General features: G+C 61.9%; 12 protein-coding genes. 7 read left to right on the forward strand and 5 right to left on the reverse strand.

The window, feature by feature from the left end; all coding sequences use genetic code 11:
- Positions 1–8: 8 nt before the first annotated feature.
- The 7 genes from hutU to ACXAH0_RS13375 all read left to right on the forward strand — a co-directional run bounded on the left by hutU (position 9) and on the right by ACXAH0_RS13375 (position 7,668).
- The gene (gene hutU / locus ACXAH0_RS13345) at positions 9–1,682 is read left to right on the forward strand and encodes a urocanate hydratase (RefSeq protein ID WP_475191937.1); all 1,674 of its coding nucleotides are present in this window, start codon (positions 9–11) and stop codon (positions 1,680–1,682) included.
- Positions 1,683–1,729: 47 nt separating this feature from the next.
- Complete coding sequence (locus tag ACXAH0_RS13350; protein WP_475179267.1) at positions 1,730–2,827, forward strand: TRAP transporter substrate-binding protein; 1,098 nt, start codon at positions 1,730–1,732, stop codon at positions 2,825–2,827.
- 119 nt (positions 2,828–2,946) lie between these two features.
- Positions 2,947–3,450, forward strand: coding sequence for a TRAP transporter small permease subunit (locus ACXAH0_RS13355; protein WP_475191940.1), 504 nt, complete (start codon positions 2,947–2,949; stop codon positions 3,448–3,450).
- Positions 3,447–4,997, forward strand: a complete 1,551-nt coding sequence (locus ACXAH0_RS13360) for a TRAP transporter large permease (protein WP_475191943.1) — start codon at positions 3,447–3,449, stop codon at positions 4,995–4,997. Before ACXAH0_RS13355 ends, ACXAH0_RS13360 begins: the two co-directional genes overlap by 4 nt.
- A 322-nt stretch (positions 4,998–5,319) precedes the next feature.
- Positions 5,320–6,027 carry an ABC transporter permease gene (locus ACXAH0_RS13365; protein WP_475191945.1) on the forward strand — a complete coding sequence of 236 codons (708 nt, stop codon included), beginning with the start codon at positions 5,320–5,322 and terminating at the stop codon, positions 6,025–6,027.
- Positions 6,020–6,835, forward strand: a complete 816-nt coding sequence (locus ACXAH0_RS13370; protein WP_475191947.1) for an ATP-binding cassette domain-containing protein — start codon at positions 6,020–6,022, stop codon at positions 6,833–6,835. The genes ACXAH0_RS13365 and ACXAH0_RS13370 overlap by 8 nt, the downstream gene beginning before the upstream one ends.
- Positions 6,832–7,668 (forward strand): ABC transporter substrate-binding protein, encoded by an 837-nt coding sequence (locus ACXAH0_RS13375; RefSeq protein WP_475191950.1) that lies wholly within the window; start codon positions 6,832–6,834, stop codon positions 7,666–7,668. Before ACXAH0_RS13370 ends, ACXAH0_RS13375 begins: the two co-directional genes overlap by 4 nt.
- A gap of 49 nt (positions 7,669–7,717) precedes the next feature.
- Here ACXAH0_RS13375 and ACXAH0_RS13380 read toward each other — a convergent pair whose 3' ends face one another.
- The 5 genes from ACXAH0_RS13380 to ACXAH0_RS13400 form a co-directional block, all read right to left on the reverse strand.
- Positions 7,718–7,846, reverse strand: a complete 129-nt coding sequence (locus tag ACXAH0_RS13380; RefSeq protein ID WP_475179295.1) for a hypothetical protein — start codon at positions 7,844–7,846, stop codon at positions 7,718–7,720.
- Positions 7,843–9,276 (reverse strand): c-type cytochrome, encoded by a 1,434-nt coding sequence (locus tag ACXAH0_RS13385; protein WP_475191954.1) that lies wholly within the window; start codon positions 9,274–9,276, stop codon positions 7,843–7,845. The genes ACXAH0_RS13380 and ACXAH0_RS13385 overlap by 4 nt, the downstream gene beginning before the upstream one ends.
- Before the next feature lie 6 nt (positions 9,277–9,282).
- On the reverse strand, positions 9,283–10,530 hold the full coding sequence (locus tag ACXAH0_RS13390) for a formate dehydrogenase subunit gamma (protein ID WP_475179303.1): 1,248 nt from the start codon (positions 10,528–10,530) through the stop codon (positions 9,283–9,285).
- A 144-nt stretch (positions 10,531–10,674) separates the two neighbouring features.
- Entirely contained in the window at positions 10,675–11,268 is a 594-nt protein-coding gene (fdh3B, locus tag ACXAH0_RS13395) for a formate dehydrogenase FDH3 subunit beta (protein ID WP_475179306.1), read from the reverse strand.
- Between the two features lie 12 nt (positions 11,269–11,280).
- Positions 11,281–14,172 (reverse strand): formate dehydrogenase subunit alpha, encoded by a 2,892-nt coding sequence (locus tag ACXAH0_RS13400; protein WP_475191956.1) that lies wholly within the window; start codon positions 14,170–14,172, stop codon positions 11,281–11,283.
- Between the last annotated feature and the right edge of the window lie 38 nt (positions 14,173–14,210).

A 14,210-nucleotide genomic window follows, 5' to 3' on the forward strand; every position in this document is an offset into this window, starting at 1 on the left:
AACGCCCGATGACTGACCGCCGCCACAATGCCCGCGATGTCTATCCGCCGACCGGAGCGGAGCTGACCACCAAGTCCTGGCTGACCGAAGCACCCTTGCGCATGCTGATGAACAATCTGCACCCGGATGTGGCGGAAAACCCGCATGAGCTGGTGGTCTATGGCGGCATCGGCCGGGCGGCCCGCACCTGGGAGGATTTCGACCGGATCGTTGCCAGCCTGAAACAGCTCGAAGAAGACGAGACCCTGCTGGTTCAGTCCGGCAAACCGGTCGGGGTGTTCAAGACCCACAAGAACGCCCCACGTGTACTGATTGCCAATTCGAACCTGGTGCCGAACTGGGCCAACTGGGACCATTTCCACGACCTCGACAAGAAGGGACTGGCCATGTACGGCCAGATGACTGCAGGGTCCTGGATCTATATCGGCACCCAGGGCATCGTGCAGGGCACCTATGAAACCTTCATGGAAGCAGGCCGCCAGCATTATGGCGGCGACCTGAAGGGCCGCTGGATCCTGACCGGCGGCCTCGGCGGCATGGGCGGCGCCCAGCCTCTGGCCGCCGTCATGGCAGGCGCCTGCTGCCTGGCGGTCGAGTGCGACGAAAAAAGCGCCGATTTCCGCCTGCGCACCCGCTATGTGGACGAAAAGACACACTCCCTCGACAAGGCCCTGGAGCTGATCGGCCAGTGGACCAAGGCTGGCGAGGCAAAATCCGTCGCCCTGATCGGCAATGCGGCCGATGTGTTTCCCGAACTGGTCGAGCGCGGCATCAAACCCGATATCGTCACCGACCAGACCTCCGCCCATGATCCCGTGAACGGCTATCTGCCCCAAGGCTGGACCGTCGCCGAATGGCGCTCAAAGGCCGAAACAGACCCGAAAGCCGTGGAACGGGCCGCACGCGCGTCCATGAAAGTCCATGTGGCCGCCATGGTCGAGTTCTGGAACCAGGGGGTTCCGACCCTCGACTATGGCAACAACATCCGCCAGGTCGCGCTGGAGGAAGGGCTGGAAAACGCCTTTGCCTTTCCCGGCTTCGTGCCCGCCTATATCCGCCCGCTGTTCTGCCGGGGCATCGGCCCGTTCCGCTGGTGTGCGCTCTCCGGCGACCCTGAGGACATTTACCGTACTGATGCCAAGGTCAAGGAACTGATCCCTGACGATCCGCACCTGCACAACTGGCTCGACATGGCCCGGGACCGGATTGCCTTTCAGGGCCTGCCCGCGCGCATTTGCTGGGTGGGTCTCGGCCAGCGCCACAGGCTGGGCCTTGCCTTCAATGAAATGGTGCGCAGCGGCGAACTCAAAGCGCCGGTCGTGATCGGGCGCGACCATCTGGACAGCGGCTCCGTTGCCTCCCCTAACCGGGAGACAGAGGCCATGCAGGACGGCTCGGACGCCGTCTCCGACTGGCCGCTTCTGAATGCCCTGCTCAACACCGCCTCCGGCGCGACCTGGGTGTCGCTGCACCATGGCGGCGGGGTCGGCATGGGCTTTTCGCAACATTCCGGCATGGTGATCTGCTGCGACGGCACGCAAGAGGCTGACGAACGGATCGGCCGTGTGCTTTGGAATGACCCGGCCACCGGCGTGATGCGCCATGCCGATGCCGGTTACCAGATCGCGCTGGACTGCGCGAAAGAACAGGGGCTCAACCTGCCGGCCATACTGGACCGATAAACACGGCAGGAGCCCCCCTTAACCAGAACCGAAACGAGGGGACTGACATGAAAAGACGTGATTTCCTGAAAGCCGGGGCCACCGGATCGGCAGCCGTCGCCGCAACCGCCCTGGCCGCTCCGGCCATCGCACAGGACGTGCGCCAGTGGCGTATGGTCACCGCCTGGCCGAAAAACCTGCCCGGCCCCGGGGTGGCCGCCCAGATGCTGGCGGACCGCATCACCGCACTTTCCAACGGCCGCATTGAGGTCAAGCTCTTTGCCGCTGGCGAGATTGTGCCCGGCAATGGTGTCTTTGACGCGGTCGGCGAAGGCACCGCCGAACTCTACCATGCGGTTCCGGCCTATTGGGGCTCCAAATCCAAGGGCATCCTGTTGTTCGGCTCCCAGCCGTTCGGCCTGACGGCGCCGGAACAGACCGGCTGGATGAGCCAGGGCGGCGGCCAGGCGCTCTATGACGAGATCTATGCCCGCTTCAATCTGAAACCGTTTTTGTGCGGCAATTCCGGTCCGCAATGGGCCGGCTGGTTCCGCAACGAGATCAACAGCGTCGATGACCTGAAGGGCCTGAAATTCCGCTCCACTGGCCTCGCCTCGGAAATGTGCTCCAAGCTGGGCATGGCGGTCCAGGCCATGAGCGGCCCGGCCATGTTCCAGGCCTTGCAATCAGGAGCCCTCGATGCGGGCGAATTCATCGGCCCCTGGAGCGACAGCGCCCTTGGCTATTACCAGATCGCCAAGAACTATTATTGGCCCGGTGTCGGCGAACCGTCGTCAGCAGAAGAATGCGCCGTCAATCTGGAAGCCTATAACGGCCTGCCGGACGACCTGAAAGCCGCCGTCACCTATGCCTGCTCCAGTCTTTATGACGATGTCCTGAGCGAATACACCGCCAAACACGCCCAGGCTCTGACCCAGCTGGTCGAAGACCATGATGTCAAAGTCCGCAAGCTGCCGGATGAGGTGATCATTGCCATGGGCAATGCGGCCGGGGAGGTGATTGCCGAGCTGAAAGACAGCGATGACGAGCTGGTCCGGCGCATTACGGAAAGCTTCCTTGCCTACCGCAAGCTGATGCATGAATACATGCCATATGCTGACAACGGCCAGATGAACGCCCGGCTGCTGGACTATCAGTACGGCTAAACTCCCCCGACGGCTCCGGGGTGGTCTCAAGACGGACCGGCCCCGGAGCCATTCTGCTGCCAAAAGCTGACACGGCCGTGGATCAGGCAGACGCAAGATAGACAGGCAGGACTCTCCCGATGGACCGGTTCGCGGGCGCGCTGGAGCGCGTCAATTCCCTGATAGGCGCCACCCTGTGCTGGGCGGCCCTGCTGATGCTGCTGCTGCAATTCGTGATCGTTCTGCTGCGCTATGTCTTCGGCTACAGCTTCATCTTTCTGGATGAGGGCGTTCTCTATTTCCATGCCAGCCTTTTCATGCTTGGTGCGGGTTACACCTTTCTCATGAACGGCCATGTGCGCGTTGATATTTTCTACGCCAAACTGACCGGCCGCCGCAAAGCCTGGATAGATCTCTTCGGCCACCTGTTTCTGCTCGCCCCGGCCTTGCTGCTGCTGATCTGGTTTTCCTGGCCGACCGTGCGCGGCAGCTGGGCTATTCTGGAAGGGCCGATTTCCGTTGGCGGCATTCCGGCCTCGTTTCTCTTGAAATCCCTTATTCCCGCCTATTGCCTGCTGCTGCTGATCCAGGGTGCGGCGGCCTTTTTGCGCGACCTTGCCAGAGTGCGGAGCGGGGACGCATGAGCCTGCCGCTTGATCTGATCATGTTCGCTGCCTTGATCGCCTTCATTCTGCTCGGCTATCCGGTGGCCTTCACCATTGCCGGTGTCGCCACCAGCTTTGCGCTTCTGGGCTGGGCGCTTGGGGAGTTCAACATCCAGCTCATGGGAGCCATGGGCCAGCGCTTTTTCGGCGTGCTGACCAATCCGGTTCTGACAGCCATTCCCCTGTTCGTGCTGATGGGGGTCATTCTGGAAAAGTCCCGGATTGCCGAAGAGCTTCTGGAGACGATGGGCCGCCTTTTCGGCAGGATGCATGGCGGCCTTGGGGTGTCTGTCATGCTGGTCGGCGCGCTTCTGGCCGCCTCCACCGGCATTGTTGGCGCAACGGTTGTTGCCATGGGCCTGATTGCCCTGCCGACCATGCTGCGCAATGGCTATGATCCGAAACTCGCCTCCGGCATGGTCTGCACCGCCGGGACGCTGGGCCAGATCATTCCCCCCTCCACATTGCTGATCATTCTGGCCGACGTCATGTCGAATGCCTTCCAGCAGGCCCAGTATGCGCAGGGCAAGTTCACCATCGAGACCATTTCCGTCGGCCAGACCTTCGCCGCTGCCATGATGCCCGGTATTCTGCTTGTGGCCGTCTATTGCGCCTATATTCTGATCCGCGCCAAATGGCGGCCCGGTGATGCCCCGGCCATGAGCGGCCGTGTTGACCAGCCGTCCTTCCGGGAAATTGCGGCAGCCATCGTCCCCCCGGTGCTTCTGATCATCGCCGTTCTCGGCTCCATCCTTGGCGGCATTGCCTCCCCCAATGAGGCCGCCTCCGTGGGCGCCATCGGCGCCATTTTGCTGGCCGGGCGCCGGCTGGGGGTGCCGTCCCGGATGATTGTGGCTGCAACCCTCGCCCTGGTCACGCTGGCCCTGGCCGCGACCTTGCTGCCGGTGCGCCTGCAGCGCTCCGACGTCACCCCGGGCGGCTATCTGCTCGCAGCGCTCTATGCGGCTCTGGCGCTGTTTGCCCTTGCCGTCGTACTGCACATTCTCTGGCGCGCCTTCCGGGACGGCCTTCTGAAAGCGTCTTTGCTGTCCACCCTCACCGTCACATCGATGATCTTCGCCACCATCTTGATGGCCAGTTTCTTTTCACTGGTCTTTGTCGGCCTGGGCGGAGAAGACCGGGTGCATGCGCTGCTGGACGGCATGCCCGGTGGACCCACCGGCGCGCTGCTGTTTGCCATGCTGTTTGTCTTCGTGCTCGGCTTCTTCCTCGACTTTGTCGAGATCTCGGTGATCCTGCTCCCCGTGCTGATCCCGCCGCTTCTGATCATGGGGATCGATCCCATCTGGCTGACGGTCCTGATCGCCATCAACCTGCAGACCTCGTTCCTGACGCCGCCCTTCGGCTTTTCCCTATTCTATCTGCGCGGCGCCGCGCCGAAGGAAATCACCACCGGTCAGATCTATCGCGGTGTTGTACCTTTCATCCTGCTCCAGGGCGTGGCGGTCGCAATCCTCTGGGCACTGCCGGGCCTGGCCACCTGGCTGCCCCGCTGGCTCTACTGAGACAAGCAAGCCTCTGCCGCAGATCCGGTAGACGGAGCCACTGGCTTTGCATCTGGAAGTGCATGACGGCTAAGCATGCGCGCGTTCTCACCTCGGGCTCTGCCGTTTCGCCTTGCTTGACAGCCCACCATCCCGCCGGTCAGGCGGCATCCGTCAAGCTGGTCCCCCTCTGAAGCTGAAATCCGGGACAGCCGATCGATTTTCTTTCCGGCTCCCCCCGCAGGCCAATCGCTTTAAAAAATTTCAAACGCCCGATGCAATTCCTTTTGGATTCTTGTGCATTTTACGTTATTTTTTCCCAAAAGAGGGAGAAAATCCATTCATGGACAGTTTCTGGAGCGCGTTCAGCGGCGCTTTTGCGCTGGTTTTTGCGCTTGATCCGGATCTTATGGAGATCATCCGCCTGTCCCTGCGGGTCACCTTGACCGCAGTCGTGCTGGCCTGCGTGATCGGCCTGCCCCTCGGCGCTGCTGCAGGTGCGCTCACCTTTCCAGGCCGCACGGTTCTTGCCGTCACGCTCAATGCCCTGATGGGCCTGCCACCGGTCGTGGTCGGGCTCGTGGTCTATCTGCTCCTGTCCGCGTCCGGACCGCTCGGGCCTTTGCGGCTTCTCTATACGCCCACCGCCATGATCATCGCACAAATGGTGCTGGTCACACCGATCATCGCCGCCCTGACCCGGCAGGTGATCGAGGATCTGAACCGGGAATATGCCGACCAGTTTGCCTCTCTTGGAGTTCACACCCTGGACCGCCTTTCCGCGCTGTTATGGGATGCCCGCTACAGCCTCTTGACCGTGGCCCTGGCCGGCTTCGGCCGGGCGGTCGCGGAAGTGGGCGCGGTGATCATTGTCGGCGGCAATATCAATCACGTGACCCGCGTCATGACCACGACCATTGCCCTTGAGACCTCCAAGGGAAATCTCCAGCTTGCGCTGGCTCTGGGCGTTATCCTGCTGCTGATCGCCTTTACGGTGAATGCCGCTGTCATGGCCCTGAGGGCCTCCGCCGTGAGGTCCGCCTATGCTTGAGGCATCCGGCCTGCACGACGGCCCCCCCAATCTCCCGGACACCGGATCAGCCGAAACGCTGCTCGAGGCACGCGGCCTGTCTTTTGAGGCAGGCGGTGACATGCTGTTGACCTCGGTCGACGCCTGTATCCGGCGCGGCAGCCGGACGCTGGTGATGGGGCCGAACGGGGCTGGCAAAAGCCTGCTCCTGCGTCTGCTGCACGGGCTTCTGACGCCAAAGACCGGAGACGTGCTCTGGCAAGGGGCGCCCCTGACGCGGGACGCCATGCGCGCCCAGGCCATGGTCTTTCAGCGCCCTGTCCTGCTGCGCCGCTCCGTTGCCGCCAACCTGTCCTTCGCCCTTTCGGTCAAGGGCCTGAAGGGACGCACACGGGCCCGCATGATCGAGGCGGCGCTTGCCAGCGCCGGGCTTTCCCATCTGGCCAGACGCCCGGCCCGGGTCCTGTCCGGCGGCGAACAGCAACGCCTTGCCGTGGTCCGCGCACTGGCCTGTGAGCCGGATCTTCTTTTTCTGGACGAGCCGACAGCCAATCTCGACCCGGCCTCAACAGCCGCCATTGAAAGCCTCATTCTGGACGCCAATGCCAGCGGGGTCACCATTGTTCTGATCACCCATGATGCAGGACAGGCCAGACGGCTCGGCGAGGATGTGATCTTTCTGCAGGACGGTCAGGTGGCTGAAACCGGCTCAGTTGACCAGGTTCTGACCAAACCCAAAAGCGAGCCTGTGCGCGCCTGGCGCGACGGCCGTCTTTATCTCGGTCCCAACACCCAATCCATCACAGATCATTCAGGGAGAAAAAAGTGATCCGGCGTTTATTCCTGGCGGGACTGGCCGCCTTGACCCTCACGGCGGCCGTAACCGGCGCCTCAGCAGCAGACGACAAGTTCATTGTTGTCCAGTCTACCACCTCCACCCAGAATTCCGGGTTGTTCGACGATCTCCTGCCGAAATTCACCCAGAAGACCGGCATTGAGGTCCGCGTCGTGGCTGTCGGCACTGGCCAGGCGATCAAGAATGCGGCCAATGGCGACGGCGACGTGCTGTTTGTTCATGCCAAGCCGGCCGAGGAAAAATTCGTCGCCGAGGGACAGGGCGTTTCGCGGTCCGACGTGATGTATAATGACTTTGTCATTGTCGGCCCGCCCTCCGATCCGGCCGGCATTGCCGGATCCTCCGACGTTGTCGCAGCTCTGAAAAAGATTGCCGAAGCCAAGGCCCCCTTTGCCTCGCGCGGCGATGACAGCGGCACCAACAAGGCCGAACTGCGCCTTTGGAAGGCGGCGGATATTGATGCAGCCCAAGCCTCCGGCGACTGGTACCGTGAAACCGGCTCGGGCATGGGCGCAACCTTGAACACCGGCACCGGCATGGGGGCCTATATCATGACCGACCGCGCCACCTGGATCGCCTTTGGCAACAAGGGGGATTACAAGATCGCGGTGCAGGGCGACCCGAAACTGTTCAATCAGTACGGCGTCATCCTGGTGAACCCCAAGGCGCATCCCCACGTGAAGGCCAAGCTAGGACAGACCTTCATTGACTGGCTGCTGTCCAAAGACGGCCAGCAGGCGATTGCCGACTACAAGGTCGACGGCCAGCAGCTGTTCTTCCCCAATGCCGACAAAGGCTCAAGCTGACGTCTGAGCCCTGGGCAAGCCCAAAATCGCATTACTCCGGCCGGGGGGATTATTCTCCCAGCCGGACCGAAGGGCTGCTGCGTTGTTCCGCGCTGGAAAAACCGGCATGTTCCAGGATCTGATGGGCGCCGAAAGAAATCACGGCAATGGCGGCAAAAGCGGCAAGCATCGCTTTCATCGTGGGTCTCCCTTGGTGTTTGGCGTGGCCTGCGCGCGCGTGGCCGCTTTCAGATAGTCGACCAGATCGCGCCGGTCCTGCGGCTTCACGATCCGCTGCATGGGCATTTTCGAGCCCGGAATATAATGATCCGGCCCGTCAAGGAACAACTGATCAATCGTCTCTTCGCTCCAGACAATATCAGATCCGGTCAAGGTTGTTGAATAGGGATAGCCCGGCACAGTGCCCGCGCGGCGGCCGAAAACCTCATAAAGGGTCGGCCCGGCCTTGCGCCCGCCATCGGCGCCGAGCGCATGGCAAATGGAGCATTTGCGGGCAAATTGCCGCTCACCATTGGACATGTCTTCCGGCCGGCGCAAGAAACTCGGGGTCGATTGCGCCATCGGATCAAAGGAGCCAAGCCCGGCCACTGGCCAGGAATAGACAATCTCCTCAATGCCGCCCGCATGCAGCACCTCACCATCGCGGGAGAAGGCCAGTGCCCAGATAGGCCCCTTCAGAGCAGCCCGGAAGTCGGATTCGATCTCCCAGCTCAACGTGTTGAAGACGGTGATGAAACCATGGCCGTCGCCGGTCGCAAGCCGAAGGCCATCCGGGCTCAGCGCCATTGCCAGGATCGGGCGGCGCTCCAGCGTAAGCTCGTGGAGCCGTGCACCGGTCCGGGTGTCCACGATGCGGGTGACACCATCCTGTGAGCCATAGGCCAGCCAGCTGTCATTTCCGCCCGTAACCATAACGTTGATGCCGAACCCGTTGCGGTCCAGCACGCGCATTTCCGTACGCTTGTTCACGTCCCACAGCTTGATGGAGCCGTCAACAGAAGCGGAAAAAAGGTACTGGCCATCTTCAGAAAACGCAATCTTGTTGACCCCTGCCGTGTGGCCGCTCAGAAACTCCGGCGCACCGCCCGCAACCGGCCACAGGCCAATCCGCGCATCCCAGCTGGCGCTTGCGATCAAGCTGCGATCCGGTGACACGGCCAGCCCCATGACCTTCGCCGTGTGCCCTTCAAGGCGTGTCTGCCCGCCATCTTCAAGGTCCCACAGGATCAGGTCATTGTCGTCCCCGGCCGAGACGACCTGGCTGCCGGTGACAAACCGGACCACCTTGACCGCCGCCCCGTGCCCCTCAAGCCAGCGCGGAACTCCACCGGTCCAGATGCCAACCGAATTGTCGAAACTTGCCGTTGCCACAAGACCCTTGTCCGGTGAAACCGCGATATCCATCACCGGCCCGCCATGGCCTTTCAACGTTTCGAAATCGGCAGCGGACGCGCGAGCGGCACTGACAGACAGCAGCGTGGCGCTCATCAATGTGGCGGTCAGCACCGATGGCAACCGGCCGGCAAAAGCCTGCGCCCGCTGCAAAAGGCCGAGGCAGCCTCCGGATGCTCCTTTGAGGTTCGGTCTTTTGGGGTCCTGAAGCGCCATGCCGCCCTACTCGGCAGGAACCGCCTTGCCGCCGCTTGAGGTCTTGGCTGCGCGCCCGGCCTCCTCGACCTCCTCCACCCACAGGCCGTGGTGCTCCCGCGCCCATTGCAGTTCGACCTCACCGGAGCCCATTGCGTCATAGGCGCCTTCCATACCGACAGAGCCGATATAGATATGGGCGAGGATCATGGCGATCATCACAAAGGCCACGATGGAGTGCCAAAGCTGTGCATATTGCATCTCCTCGTGGGGCGCGAGCTGGGTCGGCAAGGGGCCAAGGCCCACAAGCTGAGGCAAGCCAAGGGCGTTCAGCTTTTCAAACGTGACCGCAAACATCGGGAATTCGAACGGGAACAGCAGCGAAAGACCGGACGCGGAAATGGAAGCACCGAGCGCAATCACGCCCCAGAATACCATTTTCTGCCCGAAATTGAATTTCTTTGCCGGCGGATGAACGCCCTTCTTCAGCAGGCCGCCCCCTACAGCGATCCATTTCAGGTCGGTCTTGTTCGGGATGTTGTGAACCACCCACATGACAAACACCATCACAAGGCCCAGCATGAACGCCCAGGCGACATTGTTATGCACCCATTTGGAAGCCAGAGCCATGGGGGCAAAAGCCTCCTTGCCAATAAGCGGGATCAGGGCAAAGCGGCCGAACAGGGTGATCAGGCCGGTCAGGGCCAGGAGCACGAAGCTGCCCGCCAGGATCCAGTGGCCGAAGCGCTCAATCGCCTTGAAGCGGGTGATGGTCTGGCCTGTCTTTTCGCCGTCAATGCGGATGCGCCCGCGCAGCAGGTAAAACAGCGCCAGAAAACCGATGGTTCCGGCAAGCAGATAGGCCCCATAAGTGGCCAGCGGCCCCTTGCGCCAGGCCAGCCAGCGCATGCCGCCATCCTGAATCAGAACCGTAGCTTCCCGGCCGCCGGACGAGACCCTTGTTTCCGCCGAGCCATAGCGCAGGGCACGCCAGAGTTCGGGATCGGACACACCGCCCAGGGTGCCAAGCTGCGACGACATGCCTGCCGCGTGCGAAGGGTCGCCGGTGGCATTGCGGCGGAAGCCGGAATCGACCGTTTCGCCGCGCTGGCGCCGCATGATGTCTTCCAGGGTCTGGGCCCCGCCGGTCGCAGCCCGGTCGGCCTGAGCCGCACCGGTGTGGGCGTCCGGCGCCAGGTCCTGTGCCGGCTCCTGTGCAAATCCCGGAGCCAGAAACGCCAAAAGAAGGAGGACGGCGGCAGCCAAGCGTATCATGAGAGCACCCTTTACCAAATGTCACGAAAGACGAACGGGGCGGCCTCTGGACCAGTCACCTGGCCCGGGCCGCCCGGCTCTGCGCTTTTCAAAAACGAACATTGCCCGGCAGCAGGCCTAAGCCCGCTGCCGCACAGGCTGGCGTCAGCCGCCTTTCTGGCCGTAGGCAGAGCCCCAGCCCCAGGCACCGGAGCCAAATCCGCGGGCGACGACGCGCTCGCGGTAGATGGCCGAGACGACATCGCCGTCCCCAGCAAGCAGGGCCTTGGTGGAGCACATTTCCGCACAAAGCGGCAACTTGCCTTCCGCGATCCGGTTTGAGCCGTATTTCGCGCGCTCGGCCGTGGAATTGTTCTCTTCCGGACCGCCCGCACAGAAGGTGCATTTGTCCATCTTGCCGCGGGACCCGAAATTCCCGGCCTGCGGGAACTGCGGCGCGCCAAAGGGACAGGCGTAGAAGCAGTAGCCGCAGCCAATGCAAAGGTCCTTGGAGTGCAGAACCACGCCTTCTTCGGTCTGATAGAAACAATCGACCGGGCACACCGCCATACAGGGCGCGTCCGAACAATGCATGCAAGCCACGGAAATCGACCTTTCGCCGGGCTTGCCATCATTGATGGTCACGACGCGGCGGCGGTTGATCCCCCAGGGCACTTCATTTTCGTTTTTACAAGCCGTCACGCAGGCATTGCATTCAATGCAGCGTTCGGCGTCACAAAGGAACTTTGATCTTGCCATTGTGTCTCCTCCTTACGCTGCAGAGATCTTGCAGAGCGTTGCTTTGGTCTCTTGCATCTGGGTCACCGAATCGTAGCCATAGGTCTGCGCGGTGTTACAGCTTTCACCAAGGACATAAGGGTCCGAGCCTTTCGGGTATTTGGACCTGAGATCGTCGCCCTGGTAATGGCCGCCGAAGTGGAACGGCATGAAGGCAACACCTTCCCCGACCCGTTCGGTCACCATCGCCATGACCTTGACCTTGCCGCCTTCCGGGCCTTCGACCCAGACCTGGGCCCCGTCGCGGACACCCAGATTGTTGGCATCCCGCGGATTGATCTCCACGAACATGTCCTGCTGCAATTCGGCCAGCCACGGGTTGGACCGGGTCTCGTCACCGCCGCCCTCATATTCCACTAGGCGCCCGGACGTCAGGACAATCGGATAGTCCTTGGAGAAGTCCTGCTTCTGGATGGAGGCATAGAGCGTCGGCAGGCGGTAGAATTTCCGGTCCTCATAGGTCGGATAATCTGCCACCAGATCCCGCCGGTTGGTGTAGAGGGGTTCGCGGTGCAGCGGCACCGGATCCGGGAAGGTCCACACAACCGCCCGCGCCTTGGCATTGCCGAAGGGCGCACAACCATGCTTGATTGCCACCCGCTGGATACCGCCGGACAGATCCGTCTTCCAGTTGGTCTTGGGACCGGCAACGGCTTCAATGGATGCCCGTTCCGCGTCGGTCAGATCCCCGTCCCAACCCAGATCCATCAGCATTTGCATGGTGAATTCCGGATAGCCGTCCTGAATTTCTGCACCGGGGTTGGACACCCCGTCGGCAAGGAGGTTCTCCCCGTCCCGCTCGACACCGAACCGGGCCCGGAAACACAGACCGCCTTCGGCGACCGGCCTGGACATGTCATAAAGGTTCGGGGTGCCGGGATGCTTCATCTCCGCAGTGCCCCAGCACGGCCACGGCATGCCGTAATATTCACCGTCATTCGGCCCGCCGACCGCCTGAAGAGTCGTCCGGTCGAACGTGTGCTGGTTGGCCATATGCGACTTGATCCGCTCCGGCGACTGCCCGGTATAGCCGATCGTCCACAGGCCCTTGTTGAACTCGCGGGTGATGCTTTCAATGTTCGGCGTTTCCGCATCATCCATGTCGATGTTGCGGAACAGCCGGTCGGCCCAGCCGAACTTGTTCGCAAACTTGGCCATGATCACATGATCCGGAAGGCTTTCGAACAAAGGCTCGACCACCTGATCGCGCCATTGCAGCGAGCGGTTGGACGCGGTCACAGACCCGTGGGTTTCGAATTGCGTGCAGGCCGGCAGCAGATAGACACCATCGGTGCGGTCATGAAGCACGGCGGAAACAGTCGGATAGGGATCGATCACGACCAGCATATCCAGCTTTTCCATTGCGGTTTTCATTTCCGTCATGCGGGTCTGCGAATTCGGCGCATGCCCCCACAGAACCATGGCCCGCACGGCATTCGGCTGATCCGTGTTGTCCGGATCTTCCAGAACCCCGTCGATCCAGCGGCTCACCGGGATACCGGTCAGGTTCATCAGGTTCTTGTCTTTGCCGTCCGCACCCTTGACCGTCGCGAACTGCCCCTTCAGCCAGTCGAGATCCTCGTCCCAGACGCGGGACCAGTGGCCCCAGGCGCCGGCGCTCAGGCCATAATAACCCGGCAGGGTGTGGCTGAGAACGCCAAGGTCAGTCGCGCCCTGCACGTTGTCATGGCCGCGGAAAATGTTGGTGCCGCCGCCGGACGTGCCCATGTTGCCGAGGGCCAGCTGCAGCACACAATAGGCGCGGGTGTTGTTGTTGCCGTTGGTGTGCTGGGTGCCGCCCATGCACCAGATCACCGTGCCCGGCCGGTTGTTGGCCAGGGTCCGCGCCACGCGCTTCAGCTGGCTTTCCGGGGTGCCGGTGACACGCTCGACCTCGTCGGGCGTCCATTTGGCGACTTCTTCGCGGATCTGGTCCATGCCCCACACGCGGGTGCGGATGAACTCCTTGTCCTCCCAGCCATTTTCAAAAATATGCCAGAGAATGCCCCAGACCAGGGCGACATCCGAGCCCGGACGGAAGCGCACATATTCATCCGCATGGGCGGCCGTGCGGGTGAAGCGCGGGTCACAGACAATGACCGGCGCGTTGTTCTGTTCCTTGGCGCGCAGCAGATGCAGCAGGGAGACCGGATGGGCCTCGGCCGGATTGCCGCCGATGATGAAGATCGCCTTGGAATTGTGGATGTCGTTGTAGCTGTTGGTCATGGCGCCGTAGCCCCATGTGTTGGCAACACCGGCCACCGTGGTCGAATGGCAGATCCGCGCCTGGTGGTCGACGTTGTTCGTCCCCCAATAGGCGGCGAATTTGCGGAACAGATAAGCCTGCTCGTTATTGTGCTTGGCCGATCCGAGCCAGTAGACGCTGTCCGGGCCGCTTTCCTCGCGGATCGACATCATCTTGTCACCGATCTCGTTGATGGCCTCGTCCCAGGTCATCTTGGTCCACTCGCCATTGACCTTTTTCATCGGGTACTTCAGGCGGCGTTCACCATGGGCGTGTTCGCGCACCGAAGCACCCTTGGCGCAATGGGCTCCCAAATTGAACGGGCTGTCCCATCCCGGTTCCTGACCGGTCCAGACCCCGTTCTTGACTTCGGCAATAACCGTGCAGCCTACGGAGCAATGGGTACAAACGGATTTGACGAGATTGACGGCTTCGTCGGCTGACTGGGCCTTGGCCTGGGTAACGGTTCCACCCGTGGCGGTGATTGCGGCCAGGCCACCTGCGGTAAGTCCGGAACCTTTCAGAAAGGTTCTGCGGTCTACCGATTTATGTGCAGCGTCTCGAAGGATACTTGCACCCTGGGGGCGTCGCGCAACCCCATTGGTCTTTTTCCTAAGCATAGTTCCCTACCTTGCTTGTACCGGAATCGGTATGGCTG

The organism is Roseibium sp. AWQ4_290, from assembly GCF_056160985.1.